Source organism: Aetokthonos hydrillicola CCALA 1050, from assembly GCF_017591665.1.
GTDB lineage: Bacteria > Cyanobacteriota > Cyanobacteriia > Cyanobacteriales > Nostocaceae > Aetokthonos > Aetokthonos hydrillicola.
The window spans coordinates 78,941-92,428 of record NZ_JAAKGC010000001.1; the positions used below are offsets into that span (position 1 = coordinate 78,941).

Annotated in this window: 13 protein-coding genes; 4 read left to right on the top strand and 9 right to left on the bottom strand. The window is 41.3% G+C overall.

All coding sequences use genetic code 11. From position 1 onward, the window contains the following. Window positions 1-49 precede the first annotated feature (49 nt). Both accB and efp read right to left on the bottom strand, forming a co-directional pair. Window positions 50-595 carry an acetyl-CoA carboxylase biotin carboxyl carrier protein gene (gene accB / locus G4P69_RS00330; protein WP_208344440.1) on the bottom strand — a complete coding sequence of 182 codons (546 nt, stop codon included), beginning with the start codon at window positions 593-595 and terminating at the stop codon, window positions 50-52. Window positions 596-699: 104 nt separating this feature from the next. After that, window positions 700-1,257 carry an elongation factor P gene (efp, locus tag G4P69_RS00335; protein WP_208344441.1) on the bottom strand — a complete coding sequence of 186 codons (558 nt, stop codon included), beginning with the start codon at window positions 1,255-1,257 and terminating at the stop codon, window positions 700-702. Window positions 1,258-1,946: 689 nt separating this feature from the next. Between efp and G4P69_RS00340 the strand changes: the two genes are divergently transcribed. Then, complete coding sequence (locus G4P69_RS00340; RefSeq protein ID WP_208344442.1) at window positions 1,947-3,257, top strand: AAA family ATPase; 1,311 nt, start codon at window positions 1,947-1,949, stop codon at window positions 3,255-3,257. Window positions 3,258-3,269: 12 nt separating this feature from the next. Next, window positions 3,270-3,920 (top strand): retron system putative HNH endonuclease, encoded by a 651-nt coding sequence (locus G4P69_RS00345; protein ID WP_208344443.1) that lies wholly within the window; start codon window positions 3,270-3,272, stop codon window positions 3,918-3,920. A 176-nt stretch (window positions 3,921-4,096) separates the two neighbouring features. Here the strand turns inward: G4P69_RS00345 and G4P69_RS00350 are convergent, their stop codons facing one another. The 3 genes from G4P69_RS00350 to G4P69_RS00360 form a co-directional block, all read right to left on the bottom strand. Next, window positions 4,097-4,258, bottom strand: a complete 162-nt coding sequence (locus G4P69_RS00350; protein ID WP_208344444.1) for a hypothetical protein — start codon at window positions 4,256-4,258, stop codon at window positions 4,097-4,099. 271 nt (window positions 4,259-4,529) lie between these two features. After that, the gene (locus tag G4P69_RS00355) at window positions 4,530-4,763 is read right to left on the bottom strand and encodes an AbrB/MazE/SpoVT family DNA-binding domain-containing protein (protein ID WP_208347913.1); all 234 of its coding nucleotides are present in this window, start codon (window positions 4,761-4,763) and stop codon (window positions 4,530-4,532) included. 99 nt (window positions 4,764-4,862) lie between these two features. Then, window positions 4,863-8,876 (bottom strand): magnesium chelatase subunit H, encoded by a 4,014-nt coding sequence (locus G4P69_RS00360; RefSeq protein WP_208344446.1) that lies wholly within the window; start codon window positions 8,874-8,876, stop codon window positions 4,863-4,865. 494 nt (window positions 8,877-9,370) lie between these two features. Between G4P69_RS00360 and G4P69_RS00365 the strand changes: the two genes are divergently transcribed. After that, the gene (locus G4P69_RS00365; protein WP_208344447.1) at window positions 9,371-10,633 is read left to right on the top strand and encodes a glycosyltransferase family protein; all 1,263 of its coding nucleotides are present in this window, start codon (window positions 9,371-9,373) and stop codon (window positions 10,631-10,633) included. Window positions 10,634-10,724: 91 nt separating this feature from the next. On the opposite strand, the gene G4P69_RS00370 is transcribed toward G4P69_RS00365, so the two are convergent. After that, window positions 10,725-11,105, bottom strand: a complete 381-nt coding sequence (locus G4P69_RS00370) for a hypothetical protein (RefSeq protein ID WP_208344448.1) — start codon at window positions 11,103-11,105, stop codon at window positions 10,725-10,727. A gap of 753 nt (window positions 11,106-11,858) precedes the next feature. On the opposite strand from G4P69_RS00370, the gene G4P69_RS00375 reads away from it, so the two are divergent. Further along, entirely contained in the window at window positions 11,859-12,431 is a 573-nt protein-coding gene (locus tag G4P69_RS00375; RefSeq protein ID WP_208344451.1) for a M23 family metallopeptidase, read from the top strand. Here the strand turns inward: G4P69_RS00375 and G4P69_RS00380 are convergent. The 3 genes from G4P69_RS00380 to G4P69_RS40365 form a co-directional block, all read right to left on the bottom strand. Beyond that, a complete protein-coding gene (locus G4P69_RS00380) occupies window positions 12,428-12,973 on the bottom strand; it encodes a TetR/AcrR family transcriptional regulator (protein WP_208344449.1) in 546 nt (181 codons plus the stop codon). The genes G4P69_RS00375 and G4P69_RS00380 overlap by 4 nt on opposite strands. 117 nt (window positions 12,974-13,090) lie before the next feature. Next, window positions 13,091-13,357, bottom strand: coding sequence for a DUF4351 domain-containing protein (locus G4P69_RS00385; RefSeq protein ID WP_208347923.1), 267 nt, complete (start codon window positions 13,355-13,357; stop codon window positions 13,091-13,093). A 23-nt stretch (window positions 13,358-13,380) separates the two neighbouring features. Continuing rightward, window positions 13,381-13,488: DUF4351 domain-containing protein (locus tag G4P69_RS40365; RefSeq protein WP_208348084.1), on the bottom strand; the 108-nt coding region annotated here is incomplete at its 5' end.

Here is a 13,488-nt window from a genome sequence, read left to right on the forward strand (position 1 = left end):
AAAAGGACTAAAATTTTAACAATGACATATTCGATATATAGATTAATACTTAATCAGGGTTTATGCGCATTAAAGGTTGACCATATTCTACAGGTTCGCCATTTTGGGCGAGAATTTCCATAACTTGCCCAGATACTTCGGCTTCGATCTCGTTCATCAGCTTCATAGCTTCGATGATACAGACGGTTTGCCCCTTCTTGACGCGATCGCCGACTTCCACAAATGGCGGTTCCCCCGGAGCAGGAGCGCTATAGAATGTTCCCACCATTGGAGAAGGTATAGGAACCAGTTTCTGGTCTATTGCTGTTGGCTGGGTTACAGCTGGTGGTACACTAGAAGCCGTAGCATGATTGTCCAAACTTTGATTCGTTGGGGTTTCTCTCGCAGGCGACACCACCTGAGGTACGGGAGATGAAATTGGTGTTCCCGAACCTACAATGCTTAATCCCGCTTCCCCCGATAGCGTTTGATTGCTGAGGTTAACACCTTTACGTACAGTTAATTCAAAGTCTCCAATTTTAAGCGTTACTTCTGCAATATCAGTTTGTCCAATAGTTTTTAGCAGTTCGCGGATTTCATTAAAGTCCAATGGCACAGTTTTTGTTTCCTCACCCAATCAGGTAAATTTGATAATAAGGCAGAGACATAAATCCCCATTAAAGATTTGAATCGGGATTTGCATCTCTGTGAAGAACACAGTTACTCCCTGCCTAAATAAGTATCATTACGAGTGTCTATACGGATCCGTTCCCCTTGGGAAATGAACAAAGGCACCATGACAATTGCTCCAGTTTCTACAGTTGCTGGTTTAGTACCACCTGTAGCAGTGTCACCTTTTACACCTGGATCCGTTTGCACAACTTCCAACGTTACAGAGTTAGGCAATTCCACTTCCAGTACTTGGTCGCCCCAACGGACAACGTTGGCTTCCATACCTTCTTTAAGGTATTTTACACGGTCACCAATCTGAGCAGCACTCAATCGGCCTTCTTCATAAGTTTCCATATCCATAAATACATAGTCATCACCTTCTTTATAGGTATGCTGCATTGTACTTTTTTCTAGGTTGGCTTGTGGTACTGTTTCGCCAGCCCGGAAGGTTCTTTCTACTACGTTTCCATTTTGAACATTTTTTAATTTTGTCCTAACAAAGGCAGAGCCCTTACCTGGCTTGACGTGGAGGAATTCTACCACCCGCCAAACAGATCCATCTAATACTATCGAGACACCAGGTCTAAAGTCGTTACTAGAAATCATGAAGCTTTAACGTTTTGGAGACAATCGGCATTTATTGTACCTTCCCACAGCATAAATTAGTCATTAGTTATGAATTGTGATAAGGGGTTCACAAGTTTAGGCTGTAGTAATATCTCCCCCCTGTCGCCCCACTCGCTATCTGTTCGATACATCAACTGATGCGGCTGAAAAATACAGCAGCAATAATAATTAAACCTAAAAGTGCCAAAGGTACTAAGAGATTAGGCAGATCTGACAGACTCATAGCAATCTTCAATTATGTCATCTGTCGTTATTATAGAATTGACAAATTCTGCAAGTTGTGTGTGAAGATCAATTGCTAACTTTTCCTACTTGGTAAGCGCGGCTACACATGCAGGGTTCCAGCCCACGTAATTCGCGCATAAAATGAAATTGTGTGGGTTAGCGGATAAAATAAAATTTTGTCATCAAGCAGGCTCTTACACGTAGAGGACAGGTATGAACAGGCTCCGCTGTTGCTGCCGCCAGCCGCTGCATGATCGCCCTTTTCTGAAACAGTAGATCAGATTGTGGTGCCGGATTCAGTGTTTAATGACAGCAACGCCTTGCAAGTCCCTACTTTGTAACTGATACATTGTTAAGGATGGCGAAGAAATCAGTTTTTTTATTCCGTTGTCACAACGTTGCTAATTTTCGATAAATTATTGAATGTACTCACAATTATAGACATGCATATTGAAAAGCTGCACATTCAAAATTTTAGAGGATTGCAGGAAATTATCCTGAACTTTCATCAAACCAACTTAGCTGTATTTATTGGGATAAACGGTGCAGGTAAGTCGTCAATTTTAGATTGTATGGCAATCATGTTAGATCAATTTGTAGCTAGACTCCGTAATAATCTAAAATTAAAACTGAGCTTGACAGAAAATGATATAAATGTTAATTCTAATTCTACGATTAATACTATAACAATTGAAACAGGGCAGGGAGAGAAATTATCTTGGAAGATGGTGCAAGAACGTGTATCTAAACAAGATCAAAGTAACTATGATGAAATTAATTCTTATATTAAACGAATACAAAACAATTTAATAAATCACTCTAATTTGAATCTACCAGTAATGGTTTATTATCAAACCCATAGAATGGTTTTGAAAAATCCCTATACTTTTAAAAGTAAGAACAGTAATAAAGCTAAAAAAGAAGTGCATCATCAATTCTATGCTTACGAAAAAGCTTTTTCTACAGGAGTCAACGACTTCCAGGATTTTTTTGATTGGTTTAAGCAAGAAGAAGACTATGAAAATGAAATTAGATTAAGAGAAAGTCGTAATTACAGAAACCCTAAATTAGAGATCGTCCGAAGAGCTATTACAAATTTCTTAGAGAGATTTTCTGACAGTCATTTTTCGGATTTACGAGTAGTAAGGTCAACAACAAACCGAGATTTTCATTCTGACAAATTTTCCAGCCAACCTTCATTGACTATTACAAAAAATCGCCAAGATTTAAGGTTAGAACAACTATCTGATGGGGAAAAGATGTTATTGATGTTAGTCACAGACTTAGCAAGGCGATTGGCGATCGCTAATCCGAGTTCTAATGATCCGTTGTCAGAGGAAGGAATAGTTTTAATCGATGAAATAGACTTGCATTTACATCCCCAGTGGCAAAGGAATGTAATTGACAGTTTGACACAAACCTTTCCAAACTGTCAATTTATTGTGAGTACTCATTCGCCACAGGTGTTGAGCCGAGTGAAAAAAGAAAATGTATTTATTTTAGAAAATTCTTATTTAGTCGAAAATACACCCCATACTTATGGCAAAGATAGTAACTCAATTTTATATGAATTAATGAATGTAAAAGAAAGACCAGATGAAATACAACAGCAGATAAACCACTGTTTTCAATTAATAGATGATGGGGAATTAGAAGCAGCTAAGTCAGCTTTAAATGAATTATCTGATTTACTTGGTGAAAATGATTCAGAAGTAGTTCGTGCTAATACACTTATTGGTTTTTTAGAAGATTAGATAATCATAAATATGAAGCGTATTGTCAAGGATCGGGAACCCCAATCATTATTTCAACATCGCCAAAAAAAGTTTGCTAATTATAACAATTATGTAGAAAAAGATGAATTAAGGGTATCTCTACTAACCGATCAAGGACATATTTGCTGCTATTGTATGCAACGTATCAGTATTGACAAAATGAAAATTGAACATTGGCAATCACAAGATAACTATGAACATCTTCAATTAGATTACAATAACTTGCTTGGTGCTTGTCAAGGTGGTGAAGGTTCGCCAAATCACTTGCAACATTGTGATACAAAGAAGGGTAATACAGAAATTACTATCAATCCTCTTGATAATCATAGAAATTGTGAAGAATTAATTAAATATCATGGTAATGGAGAAATTTATTCTGAGGATGTAACTATAAACAATGAATTAAATGAAGTTTTAAATCTCAATATGCAAACTTTAGTTAATAATAGAAAAGAAGTTTTAGAAATTGTACTTCAACAGCTAAAAATTCAACATCCCAAGGGAAATTGGACAGAAGCAATTCTAAATAAAAAAATTCAACAGTGGAGTCATAAACAAAATGACCGTAAATATAAACCTTATTGCCAAATAGTTATTTATTATTTAAAAAAGAAATTATCTAGTATAAGTCGGCGCAAGTGAAATAACTATTGTCTAATCTTACCATAGATGAAGTTCACCACGATTGAAAAACAGCAACGCTACAGTTGTATTGCATTTGGAAGCGCGATCGCCTCAGGCACCAACGAAGCTGATCACCCTAAGTAGGGACATAGACTGCTCAGCTGCTTTACGAAAATGTAAATCTTTCCACGTTCCTAACTTGAAGCAGTATCATTGCTAGGTACATTCCCCCGTCCTGATCCCCGGCGTTGATGAAAGCGAGTGTCAATTTTATCTTGATTTGCATATATAAAATCTTCCAGATGCTCTAGCGGCATCTGTACGCTTTCCCCATTCTTCAAATAAACAGTGACCATTGCTTTTCCTCGTGGCCAGTGCTATTAGACATCTGCTTCCCAGCTATTGAATAGATTATACCAATTTTTGTTACTTAAAACCCTTATGGCTATACAAGGTCTTGTCCAAAAATAGCGCTACTAAACCTGACCCCCTACAGAGGGAAAGCCACCGATTAATTCAAGGAGCATTTATATTTACGCCTATTCAGGTGAAATAAGCCTAATGTCGGATTTCTTACAAGTGTGTTGGTAAGAATGTCGAGGATAACGTTCCTGTCTACCAAGACCGTCATTGACTGTCGTCACTGCGGGTGAGGGTCATGATTTGGTCAGTAGAAAGGTTCCTAGTAGCGCAACCCCGCATGGTGTTAATCCAGGTTGAGATTTGATCAGCAGGTTGTATTTTCTTGAGGTAAAGGCGATCGCCTTCGATTTCAAATGCTAATTCTACGTCGCGAGAAATGCTCAGCGCCTCCCGGATTTCAGGAGGGATGGTGATCTGAGCGTCAGGTGTAATCCGCATCGTGTTTTTGTTGCTCAACCGTTCTTATATCTTAATAAATAACGAATGTAGAGACACTGCGCACAATGTCTCTACATTTAGATCGAAGAGTATTAAAGCCTATTCAATCCCTTCAATTCGATCTTCAACCTCCTGATACAACTCACGTAGCAACTCCAAATTGCTCTCGCTTGTCTCCCAGTAACCGCGTCCGTTCACCTCTAACAAGGTGGATACAACTTTGCGGAAAGAATGAGGATTAAGGTTCATTAAACGCTTGCGCATTTCTTCATCCTGAATAAATGTGGTATTTGTGTCCTCATATATCCAGTTATCAACAGCGCCAGCTGTTGCACTCCAACCCATCGTATTAACTAACCGCTTTGACAATTCCCTTACACCCTCATAACCATGAGACAACATACCCTCATACCACTTGGGATTTAACAACTTGGTACGAGCATCTAAGCGCACGGTTTCTGATAAGGTACGAACCTGAGCGTTAGCTGTAGTTGTGTCAGCAATGTAAGACGCTGGTGTTTTGCCATCACCCCGCAAACTAGAAACAAGCTTAGTGGGATCAGAGTCAAAGTAGTGAGAAACATCCGTTAAGCTAATCTCTGAAGAGTCAAGATTTTGGAAAGTTACCTCAGCGCTTTTTAAGCTGCTTTCAAAGATCTGGCGCGACTCTTCCATAGTACCTGGGCTGTCAGCACTAAAGGCGAAAGATTTACGCTTCAAGTACATTTCCTGTAACTCTGCTTCGCTGTCCCAAGTGCTGTTTTCTACGGCTAAGTTGATATTTGACGAATAGGAACCAGAAGCATTGGAGAAAACACGAGTCGCAGCTTGACGCAAATTAATACCCATTTCCTCTGCTTGCTGGAGAGCATGTTTACGCACGTAGTTCATTGACACAGGTTCATCGGCTTCGGCTGCCATTTTGACGCCTTGATCCAGCAAACTCATTTGGTTAATGAACAAGTCACGAAATACACCAGAGCAGTTGATGACCACATCAATACGAGGTCTTCCTAACTCTTCTAAAGGTATCAATTCTAACTTATTGACTCTTCCCAAAGTGTCTGGAACTGGACGAACGCCAAGCATCCATAGAATCTGTGCCAGTGATTCTCCGTATGTCTTAATGTTATCTGTTCCCCAAAGTACGCAAGCAATTGTTTCAGGATACTGACCGCCGTTTTCTGATTTGTGGCGAGCCAATAATCTGTCTACAATAATTTTTGCTGATTGTACAGCAGCAGTTGTGGGGATTGATTGAGGATCCAGGGCGTGGATATTTTTGCCTGTGGGTAATACATCTGGGTTGCGTATGGGATCACCACCAGGACCTGGTAAAATGTATTGCCCTTCTAACCCTTGAAGTAATGCGCCTAGTTCGTTATCAGCACAAACTTGTTTCAGGCAAAATTCCAAATATTCAAAGAGGCTCTGGATCTTGGCTTTTACATTCGGGATCCTAGAATTAGAGTCTAAAATTGGAAAACCTAAATCTACGACTGCTTGAATCCAGGGCTCTTTTTTGCCCATGTTAAAGAAGTTCAGCTTAGAAACAAGCGAAACTCTTCCTTCTGCATCGGTTTGCTCGCGTACAAGAGCGGAAAGTGCAGCGCGGGTTGCTGTTGTAATATCTTGCAAAAGCTGGACATCTTCTAATATACCTTTGTCGCTGTTTTGGTATATTTCGTCAATGTCCCGCCCAATACTGCTAGCGATAATGCGGGGTAAACTGGGAATTTCTTCTTCAGTACGATCTAAGCTTGCTATGTTGACTAAAGTGGCGATCGCCTCTTCTGCACTCGGAGGTTTCCCTATCACGTGTAATCCACAAGGGAGCAGCCGCGATTCAATTTCCATCAGCTTGCGGTACACAATGCCAACAATATTATCCCGCTCTTCAGCGTTCATATCTTTGGCATCTGTTTCGGGTAAGGCAATGTCCTTATCCAAATTCACCATCCGGCATTTATCCATGATGGTATTGACGATCGCAACACCCCTTCCAGTGTCTTTCAATGTTTGGTAAGAAGCAATCAAATCGCTGAGTTCCTTCAAACCCTTATACAATCCAGCATTTTCCGCCGGTGGGGTTAAGTAGGAAATTGTTTCAGCATAACTACGACGCTTGGCAATTGTCGCCTCACTGGGGTTATTAGCTGCATAGTAATAGAGATTGGGGATCGAACCAATTAAATTATCTGGGTAACATTCACCAGACATCCCCATTTGTTTCCCTGGCATAAATTCCAAGGAACCATGAGTCCCGAAGTGTAAGACAGCGTCAGCTTTCCAAATCTCTTCTAAATAAGTGTAGTAAGCAGCAAAACCGTGATGGGGACTTGCAGAACGGGAAAATAACAGCCGCATTGGATCGCCTTCGTAACCAAATGTTGGCTGAACACCAATAAACACATTACCGAATTGCTTACCGTAAATCAGCAGGTTTTGCCCATCGCTGTTGAGATGTCCTGGTGGTGGTCCCCAATTTTCTTCTAGTCTTTGGGAGTACGGTGTCAATGCTTCGTACTCTGGTACCGACATTTTATAGGCAATGTTAAGTTCAGGACTTGCATACTGCGCTTGAGCATCATGGATGACTTGTTCCATCAACTCTTGAGTACTTCCTGGCAAATCTTGCACATCGTACCCATTATTTCTAAGGGCTTTCATCACCTCATAAATTGAGCCGAATACATCCAGGTATGCAGCAGTTCCTACGTTACCTTTATCTGGTGGGAAGCTGAAAACAGTGATGGCAATTTTCTTGTCCACCTTCGGCTTACGGCGTAGGTTAGCCCATTTGAGAACACGTTGAGCAACAGCTTCAATCCGATCTTGTAGTGCGATCGCTTTCCCTGTTGTTCCGTCCCTTCCCGATAATATGATCGGTTCAATAGCCCCATCCAGTTCAGGAATAGCAATTTGCAAAGCCACCTGAATTGGGTGTAACCCTAAATCACTATCAATCCATTCTTCCGTGGTTTGGAATACTAGAGGTAGCGCTACCAAGTAAGGACGATTCAAGCGTTTTAGTGCTTCAATAGCCTTCGGATGGTCTTGGCGTGCTGGTCCACCTATCAATGCAAAACCAGTCAAGGAGACGACAGCATCGATAAGGGGAGCATTTTGATTTCCTGGATCATAGAAATAGGCATTTACAGGCTTAGAGAAGTCTAACCCTCCGGCAAATACAGGGATCACTCGTGCTCCCATTGCTTCTAGCTCTTGCACCATTGCTACATAGTGCGCGTCGTCGCCTGTTACTAGGTGGGTGCGCTGGAGCACCAACCCAATACAAGGTGCTAATGGGTCTTTCAGATCGTTGGATATATCTTTACGGCTGGTGTACCAGTTTAGGTATTCCTTGACATCCTCAAACATTGTGGGCGCTAAAGGATGCCAAATTCCTAGATCTGGATAAACAACTGGTTCTTTATATTCGATTGCTTCGAGATTTAGAGTCTCTTCATTTTTTAATACATATTTATCAGCTAGCATCAGCAGGAAGTTTTCCAGGTTTTCTGGAGAACCACCCAGCCAATACTGAAAACTGAGCATAAAGTTTCGCGCATCCTGCGCTTTATCCATTGGCAGGAACTTTAGCACCTGCGGCAGCGTTCGTAACAGTTTCAGCATTCCATCTTGGAATCCTGCCCCTGATTTTTCCTTGCGCTTTCGCATGAATTGTGCTATTACGCTCTTAGACTGACCTAATTGTGCTAGAGAGAAGCTACCCATTTTGTTAAGGCGCATCACTTCCGGCATAGAGGGAAAGACTACGGCAACATCTAGGCGATCGCGATGCGGTGCTACTGCTGTTACTAATTTCTGCGCTAAGTCTTCAATAAAAATTAGTGAAGCAATAAAAATATTCGCTTTCTCGATATCTTGTTGAAACTCCTGGTAATTTTCTTTATCGCGGAGTTCCTCGATTAAGTATCCACTGATTTCTATCGCTAAGTTAGGATGATTATCGTTTATCGCCCGAACCGCTTGTGACAAAGCACTTTGGTACTGGGACTCTAGCACGACATAGACCACCTTAACTAAGCGTCGCCCCCGTAAGTTATCAGGCTTAATATGTCTAATGGTGGACTTGACGTGGGTGAACATGCTGATGAAGCTCCTTTGATGCAAATTCTCTGTTGTTAGTGCTGTTTGGCAATCTTCAGCCCCTCAGACTTCCTTTATTTGGTCATCTGTAGTTGTTTTTATCAGAAAACGCTTACTATATGGGGATTTTACCGCCTAACTGACACAAAACGATATAAAAAACTCAATATTTTTTAAAAATTGTTAACTTACTTTAAAAGTATTTACTCACATAAATGTAACAAAATCTTAATAATTAGGCATGGGGCATAGGGCATAGGGCATGGGGCATGGGGCATAGGGCATAGGGCATGGGGCATCGGGGAATTAAGAATTTGGGAAAACTAAACCCAAAGAAAGCAACTTAATAGAACAAGCTTGTTTCAAACCACAATATGAGAAAACAGAATAGGAAAATATAGGTTTTACATTGCACCCCTATATTTAGCTAAGTACCCATTACCCATTACCCATTACCCATGCCCAATGCCCCATGCCCCATGCCCACTAACTTTATGAACAATGTTGATATCTTGATTCTGTCAAACGGTCCAGGAGAGGTAACCACCTGGGTGCGCCCAGTAGTACAGGCATTACGGCAAAAACTCGGAAATGTCCGTTCTCAAGTGAGGATTTCCGTAGTTTTATCACCTTGTCCAAACGCGACAGGCAAAGAAGCAGCAATTGCTCAGTCTTTTCCTGAAGTAGACAGGGTGCAACCACCAGAGTATTTTTGGCAATTTTTGCTTTGGGGAAAAACTTCTGAAAATTGGGACTGGCGCGATCGCGGTGTAGTGGTTTTCTTAGGAGGGGATCAATTTTTCAGCGTTGCGATCGGCAAAAGACTAGGTTACCGTACTGTCGTTTACGCTGAATGGGAAGCTCGCTGGCATAACTTGATTGACCGTTTTGCTGTGATGAAACCCCAAGTTGCTGCTCGTGTATCCCAGAAATATGCTCATAAGTTTACAGTTGTGGGAGATTTAATGCTAGCGGCAACCGACAACACAAAAGATGTTAATCCTACACAAAAACCCTCACAAACCAATCCTGTAGCAGAATTGATTGGTATTTTACCTGGGTCAAAAGCAGCAAAATTGATGCAAGGTATACCTTTAAATTTAGCAACCGCAGAATATATCCAAGCAAAAAGACCCCAAACTAAATTTGTAATTCCCGTCGCCCCAACTTTGGATTTACAAACTTTAGCTAGTTTTGCCGATCCACAGAAAAACCGCTTTGTAAAAACTTTCGGTAATGCATCAGCAAAATTAATTACCTCTGAGCAACCAATTTTAAAAACAGACAAAGGTTTATCTGTAGAACTCTACACTGAATCACCTGCCTACGAAATACTATCTCAGTGCAGCCTATGCTTGACTACTGTCGGGGCAAATACTGCTGAACTAGGTTCTTTAGGCGTCCCTATGATTGTTTTACTACCCACGCAACAGTTAGACGCAATGCGTTCTTGGGATGGTATACCAGGAATTTTGGCAAATTTGCCGCTAGTCGGTTCTGCTTTTGCCAAGTTCATTAATTGGCTGTTTCTCCGGCGCAAACGTTTATTAGCATGGCCAAATATTTGGGCGCAAGAAATGATAGTTCCGGAATTGGTAGGAGATCTTCAGCCCCAAGATGTAGCGTCTTTAGCATTAGACTTTTTAGATCATCCGGAAAAATTAAACGAGATTAAAAGAAAGTTACAAAACGTCAGAGGTGAACCAGGAGCAGCGTTAAAAATAGCACAGATCGTGGAGGAAGAAAGTAGGGCATAGGGCATGGGGCATGGGGCATGGGGCATGGGGCATTGGGTAAAGCGCCTTTTTTCCCCCCTGCTCCTCTGCTCCTCTGCTCCCCTGCTCCCTCTTACGAACTCCCATCTCGTCGTCCGAGTTCGTAAACGCCACAGCCCATACAAGCGAGTATCCCTATGCTGATTGACCAGCTACGACCTAAACTTAGTTCAATACCCCAATTACATAAAGCGCCGATGGCTAAAAAAGGCACAATGCTGAATAGGGAGGCGTAAAAAGCATTCTGTGATTCTCTGGCTTGACGGGTCTTTTCAAATTCTGTGTTGCTGGAGTAAAGCGATCGCTCAGCAAAGTTAAACCAACGGCTTAGTTGCTGAATTACCCATTCACTAGTTGGGGAGAAACCTAGATATAGGGCTAAAGACCACAAACTCGATCCAGCGATCGCAGTCGTATCTAGATCAAAGCTGAAAGGGAATATTTCAGTCAGCATAGTTTGTCGGAGTTGTGAAAAGACTCAAACTTTGCTTAACAATAATATATCCAAATTGGATTTCTTAACCATTCTTAAACATAAATTTAACAAAATAATTTTTGTGAAGCAATCATAGGGAACCACCAACTGGCAGTACATCTACAGGGAAACCAATAAAGATATTTATATGCTTTGCGGAGAAATTTTTTATCTGCTCTCGACGTGTGCGTCCTACGAGCATGGTATCTTTGTTTCTGCACCTTAAGACACAGAGAGAAAGCTGACAAACGTATCCGAGATTTTAGATCAAGTTGAGGAGTTGAGGATTAAAAAATGGGTAAACTGCCGCAAAGATTAGTAATTTATGGTACTGGTCTATTTGTATTAGGGTTAGGTATTTTAAGTTTAACCACTCTATTATCGAAGTTGGAAAAGGTTAAAGCTGTACAATCTAATACAAACCAGACTGTAAAGAGTACAAATCGGCTAGCAGCTTTTGTTTCTCCTGTACAAACTAATACAAACCAAACAGCAACAGCTAAAGAGCGCTTAGCAGCTTTTGTTTCTCCTGTGCAATCTAATACAAACCAAACAGCAACAGCTAAAGAGCGCTTAGCAACTTCTGTTTCTCCTGTGCAATCTAATACAAACCAGACAGCAACAGCTAAAGATAAGGCAGCAACCTCTGTTTCTTCTGTACAAACTCATACGAACGAAACAGCAACAGCTAAAGATAAGGTAGCAACCTCTGTTTCTTCTGTACAACCTGATATAAACCAGACCCTAAAGGGGAAAAATTGGCTACCAGCTTCTTTTCCTGTAGAAAATTTTCAGGCATATACATCTGGTTTTGGCTATCGCTATTCTGCTACTGGTGGCAACAATTTAGAATTTCACGGTGGTTTAGACATTGCTGCTCCACAGGGCAGTTACGTACGCAATTGGTGGGCTGGTACAGTTGTTAAGGTTGGCGATCGCGACGCTTGCGGAACTCATATCGTAATTAAGTCTGGTGAATGGCAACATACCTACTGTCATATGGAAGGACAGGTTGAAACCGCAGACAATCGTAACTATATGATTGATCGTGAAGGTGGTATTCAAATTTGGGAAGGTCAGCAAATACCTGCTGGAGTGAGAATCGGTCGTGTAGGAATGACTGGACGTACAACTGGGCCTCATCTTCACTGGGGATTGAAATATAGTAATAACTATGTGAATCCAGCAATGGTTCTCCAAGCAATGTTTTCTCAGCAACTACTTGCCAAAGCCTCTACAACACAACAATGGACACCGCAACAGTCAAAAGTCACGATTGATAAGTCAAAGAATTATGGATATTAATCGAAACCCAAAATTTCTGGAAGTTTAGCGATCACCCGTTGAAATGGCTTAGAGTTCCCTAAACATCTCGATAACACTAGCGCTCCTTGAATCTGAATCAGCGCATCCTCTGCATGCTGATGCGCTGATTTTTTATCTTGTCCTGCTTCAATTAAAACTTGGGCGATCGCATCGATCAACGCAGTCAACGTGCGCCGGAGAGGAGCCTGAAATAAGGTTTGTGCCTCTCCAATTGATAGAATATCGATAAAACAAGACGATTGACCACTATTGTAAAACTCGCTAAGGGTTTTTCCCATAGCTCGGATCCGAGTTATTGGCTTCTCCTTTCCTTGCAGGGGTTTTAAAAGATGTTCTTCCAGTTCAGCCGAGACGCGCTCAAGCACCGTTGCTGCCATCTCCTCCTTACCCTTGGGAAAGTAATGGTAAAGGCTAGCCCGACCTAACCCAGTAGCTTCTGAAATTTTTGACAAGGATGTGCCTTCGTACCCATATCGGCGAAACACCTCACGCAGTTGTGCAATCACAGTGTCTTTAGACATGGTACTTAACCTCGATCAGGAAATGACAAAATTATTTCCTGTCATTATACCAAATGTTCGGTACAAATAATTTAAGTGTAATCGTGTAGCTCATACGACTCTCCTGCTCAAATTGTTTTAACTCTTGCCAAAATCTGGTGGATTTGACTCCAACCAGTTGCGCAAATCCGCAGTTGATGTAAAGTCTAACAATTCCTCTCCAAGTGTATCCAATTGCTCTAGGGGTAAAGATTCGATATGCCCTTTCACTTGTTGTGGTAACTCCCCTAACCGTTTTTGTAGTTGCCTTAAAACAAGCGATTTTGTATGCTCGTGTAGTGCTTTTTGTCCCTCCTCTTTTCCTCGTTCGTAGCCAATGCGCTCACCAGTAGTCATGTAGCTCATACGACTCTCCTGCTCAAATTGTTTTAACTCTTGCCAAAATCTGGTGGATTTGACTCCAACCAGTTGCGCAAATCCGCAGTTGATGTAAAGTCTAACAATTCCTCTCCAAGTGTATCCAATTGCTCTAGGGT

What these genes read in the sequence shown, in the direction of transcription:
- G4P69_RS00345 (WP_208344443.1), top strand. Translation starts at nt 3,270, where the DNA reads ATGAAGCGTATTGTCAAGGATCGGGAACCCCAATCATTATTTCAACAT.
- G4P69_RS00360 (WP_208344446.1), bottom strand. Translation starts at nt 8,876, where the DNA reads ATGTTCACCCACGTCAAGTCCACCATTAGACATATTAAGCCTGATAAC.
- G4P69_RS00385 (WP_208347923.1), bottom strand. Translation starts at nt 13,357, where the DNA reads ATGAGCTACATGACTACTGGTGAGCGCATTGGCTACGAACGAGGAAAA.
- efp (WP_208344441.1), bottom strand. Translation starts at nt 1,257, where the DNA reads ATGATTTCTAGTAACGACTTTAGACCTGGTGTCTCGATAGTATTAGAT.
- G4P69_RS00355 (WP_208347913.1), bottom strand. Translation starts at nt 4,763, where the DNA reads ATGCGGATTACACCTGACGCTCAGATCACCATCCCTCCTGAAATCCGG.
- G4P69_RS00365 (WP_208344447.1), top strand. Translation starts at nt 9,371, where the DNA reads ATGAACAATGTTGATATCTTGATTCTGTCAAACGGTCCAGGAGAGGTA.
- G4P69_RS00370 (WP_208344448.1), bottom strand. Translation starts at nt 11,105, where the DNA reads ATGCTGACTGAAATATTCCCTTTCAGCTTTGATCTAGATACGACTGCG.
- G4P69_RS00380 (WP_208344449.1), bottom strand. Translation starts at nt 12,973, where the DNA reads ATGTCTAAAGACACTGTGATTGCACAACTGCGTGAGGTGTTTCGCCGA.
- G4P69_RS00350 (WP_208344444.1), bottom strand. Translation starts at nt 4,258, where the DNA reads ATGGTCACTGTTTATTTGAAGAATGGGGAAAGCGTACAGATGCCGCTA.
- G4P69_RS00340 (WP_208344442.1), top strand. Translation starts at nt 1,947, where the DNA reads ATGCATATTGAAAAGCTGCACATTCAAAATTTTAGAGGATTGCAGGAA.